The sequence below is a fragment of the Bradyrhizobium sp. Cp5.3 genome, assembly GCF_000426265.1.
Classification (GTDB): domain Bacteria; phylum Pseudomonadota; class Alphaproteobacteria; order Rhizobiales; family Xanthobacteraceae; genus Bradyrhizobium; species Bradyrhizobium neotropicale.
In genome coordinates this window covers 66,958-81,918 of sequence record NZ_AUFA01000009.1, presented here as the reverse complement: position 1 = coordinate 81,918, position 14,961 = coordinate 66,958, and the positions used below count along the sequence as shown (strand labels likewise).

The window sequence follows — 14,961 nt, the reverse complement described above, 5'->3', positions numbered from 1 at the left end:
TGCAGACATTGATCGGGTCGACGACGACCCCGCGAAACGTCAGGTCCTAGCGCTTCGTCTTGTGAAGGACCAACCTGCCCTGTGACGCAACACCACCCCATCTGGCGGACCAATTGACTTCCGCGGCGGAAGGTTGCTCGGCGCCCTTCTGATCCCAAGCTCCCTGCAGCGCAAACAGGGCACCTTGGGGATCGGCGCATCGCACGATCCAGCAACCATCGGGCAACTCGATCGGACCCTGGAGGACCCGGCCTCCGCCAGCATTGACGCGCTTGGCGGCCGCGCCGATGTCGTCGACATTGAAGTAGTAGAGCCAACAGGGCTGCGATACGCTCGGAAGCTTGGTGAGCATGCCGCCGATCGTCTGTCCGGCCGCCGAGATCAGCTCGTACATATCTGCCGGATCGGCTTCAGCGGAGGCCTTCTGCCAGCCAAGAAGCGCGCCGTAAAATGGAAAGATCCTGGTCCGGTCTTCAGCCAGCAGTTCGTGCCAGCCGACGCGCCCGGGCTCGTCCAACCCGCAGGCCTGCCGCTGGCCGTATGACAGTCCGGTGACCAGCGCAAACGTCGCTCCTTGCGGATCGGCGACCACCGAAATTCGGCCGATATTGCTGTCGGTCGGCGGCACCAGAATGGCGCCCCCAAGACGGCGGATCTGCGCGGCCTTCGCATCCATGTCATCGACGGCGACATAGCCGACCCATCTCGGCGTCGCACCCATTCGCAGCCCCTCTTCGGGGAGCCCCATGAACCCAACGACCGGAGCGTCGCCAGCGTTGAGCACCGTGTAGGCCAGTTCCGGCGTCGACGCATCTTTCGCAGCCCAGCCGACGACCTTGCCGTAAAACGCAGCTGCTCCCGAGATGTCCGTCGTCAGAAGCTCGTACCAGGCGAAGCGTCCGGGTTGATCGACCAAGCTAATGTCCCCATTCAAGCGGGTAGACGATTGCGCACTGCATCAAACCACATCCGTTGCTCTCCGCTCTACAAGCGCGGATACTCGATGCAATCGACGGATTTGCGCGATATCGTTCATGAAGATGAATGCAATCTGAACGAGCTCATTACATTTCGTGTATGCGTGATTCTTGCCTGCCTTGTTTGCTCGGCGTAGGATCATCTTCTCAATATCCTTCTGCCAACTGGAGGATGCGGCCATGCAGCGGGCGAAGCAAGCTTCGAAAAAGAAGCGAGTGACCAATGTCGCGGTACCGGCGCTGGGAGTAGCCGGTCTAACTTTTTCGCTGGCGGGAAGTGCACTGGCGTCGGCCCTGCCGACCAGCGACGTTCAACACAGGACGAACTTCGTGCCCAGCGGGGTGAGCCCGCTCAGCGAGGAAGAACTCGCTGACGTCAGCCTCGCCACCTTCCATCTCTTCGACAATGAAAGCGTCGGTGACCGCATACAGGTCGCACGGGGATGCGGCGGCTGTGGCTGCAGAGGTTGCGGAGGCTGCAGAGGTTGCGGAGGATGCAGGGCCTGCAGAGGCTGTGGTTGCGGCGTCGGCATCGGCTGCGGTGGATGTGGCGGCTGCGGCGTCGGCTGGATAGGCGTCGGCGTGCCGTGGGTGACGTGCGCAGGGTGCTGTGCATCGTGGGGCCGCTGCCGCTGGTGCTAGGAAGCAACGCTCGCTGACCATGTATCGACACGTCGCGATTTCGTCGGCTGGGCCCGCGAACGGCCCGGCCGATTTTTTGCTTTCGTTGCACGTTCGCCGCATCCGGCTGATCAGCTTGCCGATGGTGGGCGAGTGTGATCCAACTTATTCAGAAACAGGATCAGCGTGCTGACCCGATGACAGTCAATGGCAAGAGCCGCGCTGCGAGGCAGACCCGCAAGGGCATTTTGCGATTCGCGCCGAACTTCACCGCCTATCTAATTCCTCCCGATGCGGTCTGTCTCTATTCCGAGAACCGCAAGTTCTTCCTGCACGGCGATCTGTACTGCGCGGTGGCCGCAGCAATCGGAAAAAAGGGCAAGGCTGCGCCGGAGATCGTTCGCCAGCTTTCAAGGAATTTTCCCGCCGACAAGATCGAGGAAGCGATCAGGCGGCTGCTCGATCGCCGATACGTCGTCAGCGGAGCATCGCGCGCATTCGATGGCGCCGTCGATGGATATTGGGCGAGCCTCGGCCTGCCTGTCGAGGTCGCGGAGCAGAATCTCCGCGAATGTCCTGTGCGGGTGGAATCGATCGATGTCAAAGGCGCCAAAGAACTCGCCGCGGCCTTGAGCCAGCTCGGCGTTCGGATCACCAAGCGTTCGCCCAAGCTAACGATCACGCTGGTGAACGACTATCTCGATCGGCGGCTCGCTGAAGTGAACAAGGAGCGCGCCGGCGATGGGACGCCCTGGCTGCTGGTGCAGCCGTCCGGCGTGTTTCCGCTGGTCGGACCTGTGTTCAAGCCGGGCGAGAGCGGCTGCTGGACCTGCCTGTTCGATCGCATGATACGCAATCGGGAGATCAAGGGATTTCTCGACCGCGGACCGGCGCAAGCGGTCGCGATATCACCCCTGGTCAGTGACACCGTAGGGCAGATCGCCATCCACTTCGCTGCCGTTGAAATCGCGAAAGCGATCGCCTCGGGATTTCGCACCGATCTGCGCGATCACATCGCAAGCTTCGACCTGACTGGGGCGGTGATCGGCAAGCACTACGTCGCGCGGCGCCCGCAATGTCCGACCTGCGGCAGCAAGAAGCTGCAGAATCCGCGCCGGACGGCGGCGCCGATCGAGATTGCGGAGGGCAGAAAGCTCATCATGACGAGCGGCGGATACCGCACCGTGACGTCGCGAGCCACGGTCGCGCGGTTCCGCAAGCACGTAAGCCCGCTGACCGGCGTCGTTTCGCGGCTCGAGCGGATCGAGGTCGATCTGCCGATGAACACCAATTTTTTCGCCTACCACAATTTCTCTGCGCCAGCCTGGAACGTCGACCAGCTCAGATCCGGACTGAGCGGCGGCAGCTTCGGCAAGGGGTCCACGGCCGAGCAGGGCGAGGCCAGCGCACTGATGGAGGCGATCGAGCGCTACTCGGGCATTTTCCAGGGTGACGAGATCAGGACGAAGCGCCGCTTTGCCGATTTCGCTCCCGGCGACGCTCTCCTCCCCAACGACGTCCAGCTTTTCAGCGACACGCAGTTTCAGAACAGGCATGCCCCGCAGGGGGACGATTCGCATCCGGTGCCCGAGCCGTTCGATCCCTCGACCAAGACCGAATGGTCGCCGGTCTGGTCGTTACGCGACAAGCGTTTCAAATATCTTCCGACCGGCCTCCTGTACTTCTTCTACGGCGGCTTCCACACCGATTCCAACGGATGCGCGGCCGGCAACACCCGCGAGGAAGCCATCGTTCAAGGCTTCCTCGAACTGGTCGAACGTGATGCCTACGCCATCTGGTGGTACAACCGGCTGCAGCGCGCCGAACTCGACCTCACGCAATTCGACGATCCCTATGTGCGGGATCTGCAAGCCCAGTTTGCCGATGCGGGGCGCAGGCTTTGGGTGCTCGACATCACCAGCGATCTCGGCATTCCCTCCTACGTGGCGATCATGCACTGGATGCAGAACGGACACGAGAACATCGAGTTCGGCTCCGGCTCGCATTTCGATCGCCGCATCGCCCTGCTGCGTTCCCTCACCGAGCTGACCCAGTTCATGTCGATTGGCATGATGGGCGGCGGAAGTGGCGAGAAGCCGACGCTGGACGGCGTCACGCCGCTGCGCCTCGACGATTACCCGTTCCTGATCCCCAGCGACAATCCGCTTCTCCCGCCGGCGCCGAGCCTCAAGGTTCACGACAATACGCGCGACCAGGTCAATGCCTGCATCGAGATTGCGACCCGGGCGGGATATGATTTCCTCGTGCTCGACCAGACGCGGCCCGACGTCGAAGTCCCCGTCGTCAGAGTGCTCGTTCCGGGCTTGCGGCATTTCTATCGCCGCTTCGGGCCCGGCCGGCTCTACGACATTCCGGTGAAGCTTGGATTGTTGGATCGCCCGCGACTGGAAAGCGAACTCACTCCGTTCCTTCCCCACACCTGAAGGTTGGCCTCGTTGCGCAACGTCCGGAAAAAGCCGGTCAGGAAGAGCGCGCCAGTCATCGCAGCCCGGTTGAACGGTCGTTTTTCCTTTCATATGCAGGCCGACGGAAGCATCGCCGCGGCCGTAGGCGGCTATTCGGTCAATCTGGGACAATTCAGCGCGGCGGCGATCGAGCGCGCGGGACAACTCAGCACCGGCCTGCCGCTCGCCTCCTTTGCCGGCAAGAGCGTGCTCGCGCGGCAGGTTCATGCCCTGGTGCAGCGACTGGCGCGGCACGGGCTTCTCGAATACCGCCTGTCCTCTCCGCATGACGAGCAGGACCTCGTGGTCATCGAGCCGCAGGTCGCCGAATACTGGCCGCAAGCGGCAAAGCTGGGGAACGGCGATACCGTCGTGCTGTCGCGCTTCGCATATCTGCGCCGGCGCGGCAACGAGATGGTGCTGGAATCGCCGCGCGCCGGCGCGCTGTTCCGGATCTGCGATCCCGCCATCGCGGCCACCCTCGCGGCGCTGTCGCGGCCCCAGAAGATCAGCAAGCTTCGCCGCGACGCGGCCTCCTTGAGCCTCGATCTGCTCGGATTGCTGCTTCATAGCCGGATGCTGATCAAGCTCAGTGCGAAAGACGGCGACGGCCTTCGGGTGAATGAAGGCGACAGCAATCTCGTTCTCTGGGATTTCCACGATCTCGTGTTTCACACGCGGAGCACGGAGGGCCGGCATGCCAATCCGGTTGGCGGCGCATTCACCTATGCGGGCGTCGTTGCACCGCTGCCCGCGGTGCGTCCGCCCTGGCCCGGCAAGCCAATCGACCTCGGCAAATTCGCAACGCCTGAGCCGGTCTCGTCCTTCGCGAAGCTGCTCCGCGAACGCCATTCAATACGCGATTTCGACGACCAGCATCCGATCACGCTCGCCGAGCTCGCGCAGTTTCTCGGCACGACAGCCCGCGTGCTGTCGGAATGGAACGGCGCAGGTTTCGACGGCGGTCCGGAGCTCACCTACAGCGCAAGACCCTATCCGTCGGCAGGCAGCGCGTATGAGCTTGAATTGTACCTGGCGGTCTCGAACTGCGAGGGGCTTGCACGTGGCCTCTACCACTACGACGCAGGCGGCCACGCATTGGTCGCGATCGACGCCTCCGCCCAGCAACTCCAGGCGCTTGCGAAGGCGGCCGAATTCGCGATGGACGCATCCGGTCCGCCGCAGGTCCTGATCACGATCGCCGCGCGCTTCGGGCGGATCTCCTGGAAATACAGCTCAATTGCCTATTCGCTGATCCTCAAGGATGTCGGCAATCTGATCCAGACGTTCTATCTGGCGGCGACCGACATGAGCCTTGGTGGCTGCGCCATCGGCACCAACAACATCGATCTGTTCGCGAGAATGACGGGGCTCGAATTCCACGTCGAGGGACCGGTCGGCCAGTTCGCGCTCGGACGCGGATCGCGTCTCGTCCGGTGACCGGTATGAAACTGGCTTATCTAGCGCTTTTGGGCGCCCTCGGCGCCGGGTGGACATTCGCGACGGCTCCTGCCGCCGCAGGCCAAGCGTCGAGTCCGTTTCCTGATCCTCCCGGCTATCACCCAGCGGTCACACCACCGGCCCCCGGGAATTCCGACGCGAAGCCGCCGGTCCATGCGCCCTCACGCCCGTGGGTACGACAGCCGTCGCCGCAACTCGCAGCGCGGTTGCAGGGGTGGCGTGTGAACATCGGGCCCGACAAGTCTGCGCCAGATCCGGCAAAAGGCGTGTTTGCTTCCGATTGTTGCACCGACACGACGATCCGGTTGCTGAAGAGTGGCTCGTCAGCTTCGATCAAATTGACTCCCGTCGCATTGCGAGTGCGCTACGTTCCCAAATCGGAGAGTCGCACCGATCCGAAAGATCAGGTCATCACCCAGGATCTGGTCGACGTGCTTGCCGGCCGCGAGATTGCACGCTTCATTGCCTCGCAGCGGCTTGGCAGTCCGCGCCTGAATGCTGGACAGAATCTTGCTGTCGCACTGGTGCAGGAGTTCGATGCGGCGTTGAGCGCGCCCGGGCACAAGGAGCACATCTGGTCGATCAACTGGCGGGTCGAGACCAATCCCGGCAAGCCCGACGACTATGTCGGTTACGAGGCGTGGGGTCTGTTCACGCGGGTGAACGGCGCGTTGAAACCCTTCCACCTTGCCGCCCGTGAATCGTGGTCGAGCGGCGAGAATTCAAACTACTTCTATGTGCTCGCCACCGGCGATCTTGACGGCGATGGAATCGACGAAATGGTGGTGCGGGAGATGGTCTTCGAAGGGGAGGAAGACCTGGTCCAGCTGTGGGCGTGGGAGCGCGGCATGCCAGTCACGATCAGCAAGATTCCCTAGACGTGCGGGGCACAGCACAATGACCATGCAATAGTTCCCTGGCTGTCGGCGGCGCTCAGGGGTCCCAGTTGACGCTGACGACCTCCCGCGCGCTGAAGGCCCGCCATAGCCGAAAGGAGATTGGAACCCTGGAACTGGTGATGCGTTACGACGACGGCGCAGGTGAGAAGGCCGCGTGGAAGCTGACGAGCCCCAGCTTTCGCTGCCGGGATCATCGAGATAGCTCCGCTATCGTCCGCATCATTGACCGGCATTGGCCCACCTCGGTGGAGGTCTCCATGTCAAATGGCGTCGGTTCGAGATACAGCATCCAGGAAGCAGCCACCGGCCGGCACGACGAAAAACACGCCGGATGGAGCTGGTGGTACCTGCTCTTCATCATTCAATTCATCGCCGTGCTCTGGCCGCCATTCTACAACATGGCCGAACCCGATCTGATCGGCATGCCATTCTTCTACTGGTACCAGCTTCTCTGGGTCATCGTTGGAGCCATCCTGACCGCAATCGTCTATTTCGCAACTGAGGACTAGCCGGCCCGCGGGCACGATCACACAAGAGGGAGTCGATAACGAGGGAGGGCCAATCGGGAGGGAATGCCGTGCAGGACGTCAACTGGACTGCCTTGACCATCTTCCTGGTGCTATTTGCCCTGATCACGTGGCTCGGCTTCGCCGCGGCGCGGTGGCGCAAGGGCGACCTCGACCAGTTGCACGAATGGGGGCTTGGCGGACGTCGCTTCGGCACGATCGTCACCTGGTTCCTGATCGGCGGCGACCTCTACACGGCCTACACCTTCATTGCCGTTCCGGCGCTGGCTTTCGGGGCCGGCGCGATCGCCTTCTTCGCTGTCCCGTATACGATCATCGCTTATCCCATTCTCTTCCTGGTTTTTCCGCGGCTCTGGTACGTCTGCCACCGGCACAATTACATCACGGCCGCCGACTTCGTCCGCGGGCGCTTCGGCAATCGCTGGCTCGCATTGGCGGTGGCGGTCACCGGCATCGTCGCGACGTTGCCCTATATTGCGCTCCAGCTTGTCGGGCTTCAGGTCGTGATCGGAGGGATGGGCGTTTCCGGCGAGGGCTACAGCGGCGACCTGCCGTTGCTGCTCGCGTTCATCATCCTCGCCGCCTTCACCTATTCGAGCGGACTGCGAGCCCCAGCATCAATCGCCATCGTCAAGGACATCCTGATCTACATCACGGCGTTCGCCGCCATCATCGTCGTTCCCATACAGCTTGGCGGCTTCGGGAACATCTTCGCGGCCGTACCGGCCGAGAAACTCCTGCTGGCCACGCCCGGCGCCAATACGACCGGCGCGTACGGCGCCTACGCGACGCTGGCGCTCGGATCAGCGCTCGCGCTCTTCCTTTACCCCCATTCGATCACGGGTATTTTGAGCGCCAGCAGCGGACACGCCGTCAGGCGCAACGCGGCACTTCTGCCGGCCTATTCGTTCATGCTTGGCCTGCTTGCGCTCATCGGCTTCTTCGCCATTGCCGCAGGCGTCGGCAAGCTTCCCGAATACGCAACCGGCTTCAAACAGTTCGGCAACAATTTCGCGGTGCCGGCCCTGTTCCTCCACAGCTTCCCGTCATGGTTTGTCGGCATCGCCTTCGCCGCCATCGGCATCGGAGCGCTCGTGCCGGCTGCGATCATGTCGATCGCCGCCGCCAATCTCTACACGCGCAACATTCACCGCGAGTTCATCAACGGCGCGCCCACCGACAGGCAGGAAGCGCAGATGGCAAAGTGGGTGTCGCTGATCGTCAAGTTCGGCGCGCTCGCCTTCATCGTCTTCGTGCCGTCGAAATTTGCGATCTACCTGCAGCTCCTCGGCGGAATCTGGATCATCCAGACGCTGCCCGCCGTGATGCTTGGTGTCTACACCCGCTGGTTCAACGATTGGGCGCTCCTCGTCGGATGGGCCGCGGGCATTGTCGCCGGCAGCGCAATGTTCGTCGCCGCGAACCTCACTCCGACCTATGCTCTTGCGGTGGGCGACCTCACCTTTCCCGGCTATTCGGCGCTGTACGCCGTGGTGCTCAACCTCATCCTGACACTCGTCCTCACACCGCTGTTCAATCTCGTCAGCCGCACTTCGGCCGATGAGACTCTCGCGGCCGAATATCGGGCGCCGTTGCGAACCTGAGAAAGCATCGCAAGACAGAAAAGCGCGCTGTCGCAGGTTCAGTTGTGACCGGCAGAAGATGGCGCGCCCGGAACGGTTCAAACGTCTGTCCCTCGGGTTCGTAGTCTGGGGCGAGCCCTCTCCTCCAGCCGTCCACCCTCACCAATTCACCCTGAGCGTCCCTGTGCCGGCATAACTCCGGCCGGCGCTTGAAAACTCGCCGGTGAAACGCGCGGACAGTTCCGACCAGCGGTTCAGCACCAGGCGCGAGCCGAGTTCGACGCGGCCGGCGTCGCTCGCCGCACGTGCGCCCTCGACTGTGAAGGCCGGGACCGGCATCGAGATCAACGATGCCGTGACGTCGCGGTTCGGCGAGAATTCATGCACCCAGGCGAGACTTCCGAACGGCATCCACATCATGCCGTTGCCGAGCGTGAAGCGGGCATCGAACTTGCTGCCAAGGAAGGTCGGCAGCGAGGAGACGTTGCGCGAGGCGTAGCTCAGGCCGAGCACGCCCGGACCGGCACCCGTGACGCTGGTCTCGGTATAGCCCGCCTGCCACAGCCTTGCGGCCTGGAGCGCTGCGAACGGGGTCACCCTGACCGTGCCGAAATCGTAGCTGCGGCCGACCTCAAGGCGTCCGCCGAACTGATCGCTGCCGAACGATCCCTTGGCGATCTCGTCAGCGCCGATGCCGGTGATTGTGCGCGTCGTCGAGTTGTTGAAATGGCTGTAGCCGAGCTGACCCGAGACGTAGCTCGCGCCGAAGCGCTGCATCGCATAGCCGCCGACATGGGCGCCGTCGAGCCGGCCCGACGTGGCACGATCGTCGACATTGAAGGTTGCGCTGGAGCCGCCGGCGGCGATGCCGACGAGCAGATCGGGCCCGACGAGATGATCGACACCGACTGCGCCGCCCGCGACGCGGTCGCTGAAACCGGCGCTGCCAACCGTGGCGTCGCCCGACAGCGACTGCCCGGCGCCGAAGCCCGACGCCCAGGCGTGCCATTGCGGCTCGACCCGCGGCGGCGCCTTCAAGGCGTTGAAAGCTGAGGTGACTGGGCGTTCGGCGGCGTAACCGAGTGCGCCGCTGCCTGCGGCCTCGCCACGGTGGCCCGCGCGCCAGGCATCCATCTGGCTGTCGATGGTCTGGCCGAACAGGCTGCCGGCGGCAAAGGCGGTGTTTTGCGTGCCGCTGGTGCCCTCGCCGGAGAGCTGGTCGAGCACGCGCACCGAACCGGCCGCGAGGAGCTGCGAATAGAACGCCGCGGCCGCGCCGGTGAGCGACGGCGAATAGCCGGCTTCGAGCGCATTGCCGACCGCGCGCTGGTTCGCCGTTTCCCCCGCGACCGCGCCAAAGCCGGAGCGGGTCAAGGTCAGGTCGACGCTGGTGCTGTTGTAGGTGGCCACGGCGTTGTAGAACGTCGATGACGTGGTGACCTGATCGAACCGGCCATTGAGCGGATTTGTGGCTGAGAAGACGCCGCTGTAGGACGTCGTCGGCGCATAGGTCCCTGGCTGGAGCACCGCACGCAGCGTACCGCCGAGATTGGCGGTCGTGGTGGTGAACGTGTCCGCGGCACCCGCCGCATTCACCCGCAGCGCCAGGACGCCTGAGGCCGTCTGGCTGAACGTCCCCTGAAACAGGTGACCGGTGCCCACCGGCGTGTTGGGGTCAGTAATGGTGATGAGCCCCGCATTGGTGAATGTATTCGTGTTGAAGGGGTCATTCACAAACAGCTGGCCGTCGATCGTTCCGTTGTTGGTCAGTGAGCTCTGGACCATGAGGGCAACGATCGAGCCTCCGGCGGAGGAGGCGGCGATGGTGCCGTTATTGACGATCGACTCGTTCATGCCGACGATCGAGAGCCCCGAAGTGCCACGGATCACACCGTTGTTGACGAGGGTGTTGCCGTCGCCGGACACATCAACACCGATCGAATTGTTACCCAGAGCATTGATCGTGCCCGTGTTGGTAAACGTGTTGTTGTTGAACAGGAAGACGCCGGCGTCATTGGTCGAAGCGCTGTTCCCGACCGTAATCGTTCCGGAGTTGAAGACGGTGTTGTTGGCTCCAAAAATATTGATGCCATTGGACGACGATCCGGTTAGGGCAATCGTACCGGTATTTGTGACAACACTCCCCTGACTGGACAGGTCGAGACCGAAGGTATGCAAATAACTCGAGGAAATGGTGCCGTTGTTCGTCACCGTACTTCCAACACCGTTCACCAGAATGGCGCTTGATTGCGCCCCGAGAGAGATCAAGCCATTGTTGGTAAGAATATTGCCATCGCCCTCCGTCCGGATAGCGAAAGAGCCGTCGCCCGTCGTGATCGTGCCATTGTTCGTGACGGTGTTGCTCTGATTGAGCCAAATCCCGTTAACGCCCGCACCAAGCGCAATTGATGCGTCCGGCTGCACGGTCACGGTATAGCCATTCTGCGTGCCGTCGCCGAAACCGGCCGTGGCGGCGCCGCTGCAGATGACACTGGTGCCCAACTGATCGCACGCTGCATGAGCCGGAGCGGTCGCCCACATGAAAGCCGCGGGCGCCAGCGCCCAAGTCAATTTCCGAAACATCAACCCCTCAAGAGATTTTGCTCACCAGAACGAAACCCTAGAGGGAGGCAATTGCACCGTCGTCGCGGATTGCGAACCCTGCAGTGCGCTTTCGCGACCATCTGGCGCAGCGACATCGAAAAGCCGCCGGATGTGCCTCGGTTGCAACAGAAGCGCAGACCTCGCCGCTGGCAGGCGGCCTACTCGTCCCGGTTCAGCGCGGCAGACCGCAGACCACCCGGCGTCGTTCCGAACTCTCTCTGGAATAGGCGGTGGAAGTGCGAGACGCTGGAGAAGCCGCATTCCAGGGCTATCTCGGTGACATTGAGACGCCGATAACGCGGCGAGACGAGCATATCGCGCGCACGGCTGAGCCGGCGGCGCGTCACTTCCCGGGTGAAGGACGTTCCCATTTCGGACAGCAGGCGTTGCACGTAACGGGGGGTGACTCCGAGCCGGCGGCCGAGTGCGGGCAGCGAGAAATCGCCGTTCCCGGCGTGCTGCTCCAGCTCACGATAAATCGCGGCCACGCGTCCCGCTCGCAAACCATCCTGGCCCTCGCCGGCGTGCGCGTCCGCCAGCTCGACGGCTGCGGCAATGAAATCGGCAATGTGCCTTGACGCGTATCTGAGCGCCGAAGGTCCGTCTGCCGCCCGCGGAGACAACAGCACCGAGACATACGCGCTCATCAGCGCCATTGCCGTTGACCGCCCCGGCACGCGCAGCATGAAACGATCATTGAGCTCCGGCAGATGCGCGGCCACCCGCGCGCGCGGCGCCTGGATCGCAAGCAGGTTGCAGTTTGCGTGCTCGACCCTGATCCAGGACGGCGCACATTGCTCGATCAGGACCGAGTCGCCTGCATCCAGGTCAACGGCAACGCCCTTCTGCTCGACGCAAATCCGACGCGTGCCGGAATTGCAGAGCAGCACGACATTGTCGGTATTCTCCGCAGCGACCTCGCGCGCCGACCGCGCTATCGTCTTGACCGTGCCATAGATCGTACCGACCGACGTCTTGTCGACCACTGCGATCTTGAGCTGCCCCTGAAACGGCCGGTCGGCCACCGGATCGGCGTTCAACCGCACGTAACCCGAGGACAGGGTGGAAATCCAAAGATCCTTCCGTGACCTTTCCTCGCCCGCCAACGTGGAGGAGTCAAAAATGATCCTTTGCAAGGCTTATTCCCGGTCGTCTGGCTGATAATCCATGGCCAAGAGACACCCATATCCTCAATGACGATCAGACATGCCGATCGCCGGCCGACGGCGGCTGTCCGGCTGGTGCGCCGAGGAGCATCTCTCAAGAAGGAAAAGCCGCTCTGGGCGCCCCTCAATATTTTGCTACCGCGGCATTGCCAAAACGATAGTTTACGCCGACGCGCACGATGTCGTCGGTGAGGCGGCTGCTTGCTTGCAATGTGCCGACGAATGGCCAGATGGCTACCTGGGTGAGGCCGCTGCTGATCGAGCCAAAGTCGAGGTGAAGGTACTCGATCTTGCCGGTCCATCCGCCGACAAGCGCGGACTCGAATCCGGCGCCAACCACCCATCCTAACTTGGCTTGACCGAAATTGCTGGTGATCGAGCCACCCGGGTTAGGCGTACACGGAGCCAGACAGACTTGCGGTGCGACAGTCAAGGTCGTGCTAGCGTCGATCTCTCCATAAGCAAGTCCGCCCGTCACATAGAACAACGACCGATCCGATGGCATAAACCCGATTCGTCCGCGCAAGGTGCCGAACCAGGGCAGCGATTGTGAATGGTTGAGCGGCGCGTTGGTCACTGTCGGCGGCGGCTGCACGCAGGGTGCAAGACATTCATTCGGAGAGGTGAGGGAAGCAGTGGACTGCCCCTTACCCTGCTGGCCGGTAGCCTGGATGTCGGTCTCGACACCGAAGATCAGCCGATTGATCTGCATATTGTATCCGGCCTGCAGCCCGCCAAGCCCCCCACTGATGCGTCCCGACGTGGAGTTTGCGACGGCCGTGTCGAAACGGCTGCGCGGATCGAAGCTGGCGTCAACGCTTGAACGTCCCCAGCCTCCGCCAACATTTACACCGGCATAGAAGCCCGTCCAGTTGTAGACTGCCTCATACGCAGTCGCCTTGACTGGGAAATCCGCGGCGGAAGCCACCTGCGTCAACGCGAGTCCAAGTGTAACTGCCCAAGCAAGTCTTCCGGTGATAGTCATCGCCCCTCTGCAACCGATGCACGCGTCCGAAAAAGCCAAGGAGCTTTACCGAGGGCGGGGCATGCTGGCTTGGAATATGCGCTACACCGACTTGGACTGGTCGCTACAATCCTCGCGATTGCAAATCACTGTGGTCGCCTTGCCACATGAGCAGGCGCGTTGGTCCGGTGGCATGGTCGCGTCCGGCCGTGTTTGAAACGCCAGGCGCTTCCGACTGGAAGTCACCATCAAAGGCCTTTGCAAAGGCCTTTGAACGCCGCGCAATTTCTTGCGACAAATGGGGGCGGGGATATCTCACTCTCAATGGAGCGATCGTTGGTTATTGGCGACGAACTGATTGCGTTGGAGCTTTCCAGCTCGGCGTTTGCCGAACGAGACAGGACCGAAGCCTTTCACGAGGTCTATGGCCGCGAAATTCTGAAGCTGGATATCGAACCTCTGCCCGAGACGACGCTCCAGGTCGATATGAACCTGCGCGCTTTGCCCGGAATGTCCGTGGCCATGGCGACCGTTTCTCCGATCGTCTGTCGCCATACCACGTCGATGATCGACAACGATGATCCGGTGATCGTGCTTAATCTCGAGGGGACTGCGACCTACAGGCAGAACGGCCATGAGGCGAGTCTCGGTCCCGGCGATGCGATTCTCACCACCAATGGCCTACCGGGGACATCGATTAGTCACGACGCGAACCGTGTGATCAACTGGCGGATCAGCCGCACGCTGATCGCGCCGCTGGTAAAGAATTTTGATCAAGCCGTGGGAAAACCTCTCGACAGGCACAATCCAGCACTTGCTTTCTTCCTGGATTACCTCGGCATCGTCAATGAGAGGCAGACGCTCGCTAAACCGGGAATGCGACGGGCCGTGGTGACCCATATGCTCGATCTCGGCGCCCTCTTGCTGGGCGCGACTCCCGATGCGGCTGAAATGGCTGACTTGCGCGGCGTTGCAGCGGCCCGCATGCGGAGCATAAAGGCGCATATCCGCGCCCAGGCAGGTGCCCCTGATTTCAGCCTGGCTGCCGTCGCCGCGAAGCAGGGCATCTCCAAGTCCTACGTCCGCAGGCTCTTCGAGATCGAAGGCACGAGCTTTACGGAATTCGTTCTGAATCATCGACTCGCCGTGACTTACAAGATGCTGACAGATCCCAGCCTTGCAGGCCGATCAATCAGTGAGATCGCACATCAATCCGGCTTCAACGACATCTCGTACTTCAATCGCACCTTTCGCCGCGTCTACGGCATGCCACCATCGGAGGTCCGCGTTCGCAAGTGACCAACCGGACCTATCGGTTTGCCCGTTTCGTGACCGCCCTGGCGCCTTGCGATGTTCAATCCCGTTTGGCTTGGCGTGCACTCACGAGAAGGTTTGGATTTCGCTATCGCAAACCACCAGACGTTCGATGAAGCTGGCCATATAGGCCTTCATTTCCTGGTGGGCCGAGCTGACCTGATAGCGATCGTGTGCGGCTGAATCGGCAAATGCGCCTATGACAGCATGGTCCAGCCCATCAGAGCGACTTGCCAGGTTGGGCTGAAAATCATAGCCGGCGACGCCGTCGCATTCCGACTTGATGCGCGCGCAATAGTGCTGCACGCGCTGGCGGAATTGCGCATCGGCGTCGCGATTGAACTGCATCATCACCACGTGCAGGAACATCGGAATTGCAA

General features: G+C 62.2%; 11 protein-coding genes. 6 read left to right on the top strand and 5 right to left on the bottom strand.

Annotated elements, in window-relative coordinates; translation table 11 throughout:
- Positions 1-46: 46 nt before the first annotated feature.
- Entirely contained in the window at positions 47-916 is an 870-nt protein-coding gene (locus tag K289_RS0114345) for a VOC family protein (RefSeq protein WP_245283912.1), read from the bottom strand.
- A gap of 879 nt (positions 917-1,795) precedes the next feature.
- On the opposite strand from K289_RS0114345, the gene K289_RS0114335 reads away from it, so the two are divergent.
- From K289_RS0114335 to mctP, 5 genes are all read left to right on the top strand, one after another.
- Positions 1,796-4,042, top strand: a complete 2,247-nt coding sequence (locus K289_RS0114335) for a TOMM precursor leader peptide-binding protein (RefSeq protein WP_027552158.1) — start codon at positions 1,796-1,798, stop codon at positions 4,040-4,042.
- Between the two features lie 93 nt (positions 4,043-4,135).
- Positions 4,136-5,503, top strand: coding sequence for a SagB family peptide dehydrogenase (locus K289_RS0114330; protein ID WP_035684722.1), 1,368 nt, complete (start codon positions 4,136-4,138; stop codon positions 5,501-5,503).
- Positions 5,504-5,745: 242 nt separating this feature from the next.
- Entirely contained in the window at positions 5,746-6,402 is a 657-nt protein-coding gene (locus tag K289_RS0114325; RefSeq protein ID WP_156917961.1) for an FG-GAP repeat protein, read from the top strand.
- Between the two features lie 368 nt (positions 6,403-6,770).
- Positions 6,771-6,932, top strand: coding sequence for a DUF3311 domain-containing protein (locus K289_RS52240; protein WP_245283932.1), 162 nt, complete (start codon positions 6,771-6,773; stop codon positions 6,930-6,932).
- 68 nt (positions 6,933-7,000) lie between these two features.
- Positions 7,001-8,554 carry a monocarboxylate uptake permease MctP gene (mctP, locus tag K289_RS0114315; RefSeq protein ID WP_027552154.1) on the top strand — a complete coding sequence of 518 codons (1,554 nt, stop codon included), beginning with the start codon at positions 7,001-7,003 and terminating at the stop codon, positions 8,552-8,554.
- A 138-nt stretch (positions 8,555-8,692) separates the two neighbouring features.
- On the opposite strand, the gene K289_RS0114310 is transcribed toward mctP, so the two are convergent.
- The 3 genes from K289_RS0114310 to K289_RS44360 all read right to left on the bottom strand — a co-directional run bounded on the left by K289_RS0114310 (position 8,693) and on the right by K289_RS44360 (position 13,288).
- Complete coding sequence (locus tag K289_RS0114310; RefSeq protein WP_084788607.1) at positions 8,693-11,116, bottom strand: autotransporter domain-containing protein; 2,424 nt, start codon at positions 11,114-11,116, stop codon at positions 8,693-8,695.
- 179 nt (positions 11,117-11,295) lie between these two features.
- Positions 11,296-12,273 carry an AraC family transcriptional regulator gene (locus tag K289_RS0114305; RefSeq protein ID WP_156917960.1) on the bottom strand — a complete coding sequence of 326 codons (978 nt, stop codon included), beginning with the start codon at positions 12,271-12,273 and terminating at the stop codon, positions 11,296-11,298.
- Between the two features lie 154 nt (positions 12,274-12,427).
- A complete protein-coding gene (locus tag K289_RS44360; protein ID WP_084788606.1) occupies positions 12,428-13,288 on the bottom strand; it encodes an outer membrane protein in 861 nt (286 codons plus the stop codon).
- Positions 13,289-13,603: 315 nt separating this feature from the next.
- On the opposite strand from K289_RS44360, the gene K289_RS0114290 reads away from it, so the two are divergent.
- Positions 13,604-14,566 (top strand): AraC family transcriptional regulator, encoded by a 963-nt coding sequence (locus tag K289_RS0114290; RefSeq protein WP_198024702.1) that lies wholly within the window; start codon positions 13,604-13,606, stop codon positions 14,564-14,566.
- 81 nt (positions 14,567-14,647) lie between these two features.
- On the opposite strand, the gene K289_RS0114285 is transcribed toward K289_RS0114290, so the two are convergent.
- The gene (locus K289_RS0114285) at positions 14,648-14,950 is read right to left on the bottom strand and encodes a Dabb family protein (RefSeq protein WP_035684720.1); all 303 of its coding nucleotides are present in this window, start codon (positions 14,948-14,950) and stop codon (positions 14,648-14,650) included.
- Positions 14,951-14,961: the final 11 nt, after the last annotated feature.

Excerpts from the sequence above, each read along its gene's own strand:
- K289_RS0114335 (WP_027552158.1), top strand. The coding sequence starts at position 1,796 with ATGACAGTCAATGGCAAGAGCCGCGCTGCGAGGCAGACCCGCAAGGGC.
- K289_RS0114330 (WP_035684722.1), top strand. The coding sequence starts at position 4,136 with ATGCAGGCCGACGGAAGCATCGCCGCGGCCGTAGGCGGCTATTCGGTC.
- K289_RS0114310 (WP_084788607.1), bottom strand. The coding sequence starts at position 11,116 with ATGTTTCGGAAATTGACTTGGGCGCTGGCGCCCGCGGCTTTCATGTGG.
- K289_RS44360 (WP_084788606.1), bottom strand. The coding sequence starts at position 13,288 with ATGACTATCACCGGAAGACTTGCTTGGGCAGTTACACTTGGACTCGCG.
- K289_RS0114285 (WP_035684720.1), bottom strand. The coding sequence starts at position 14,950 with ATGTTCCTGCACGTGGTGATGATGCAGTTCAATCGCGACGCCGATGCG.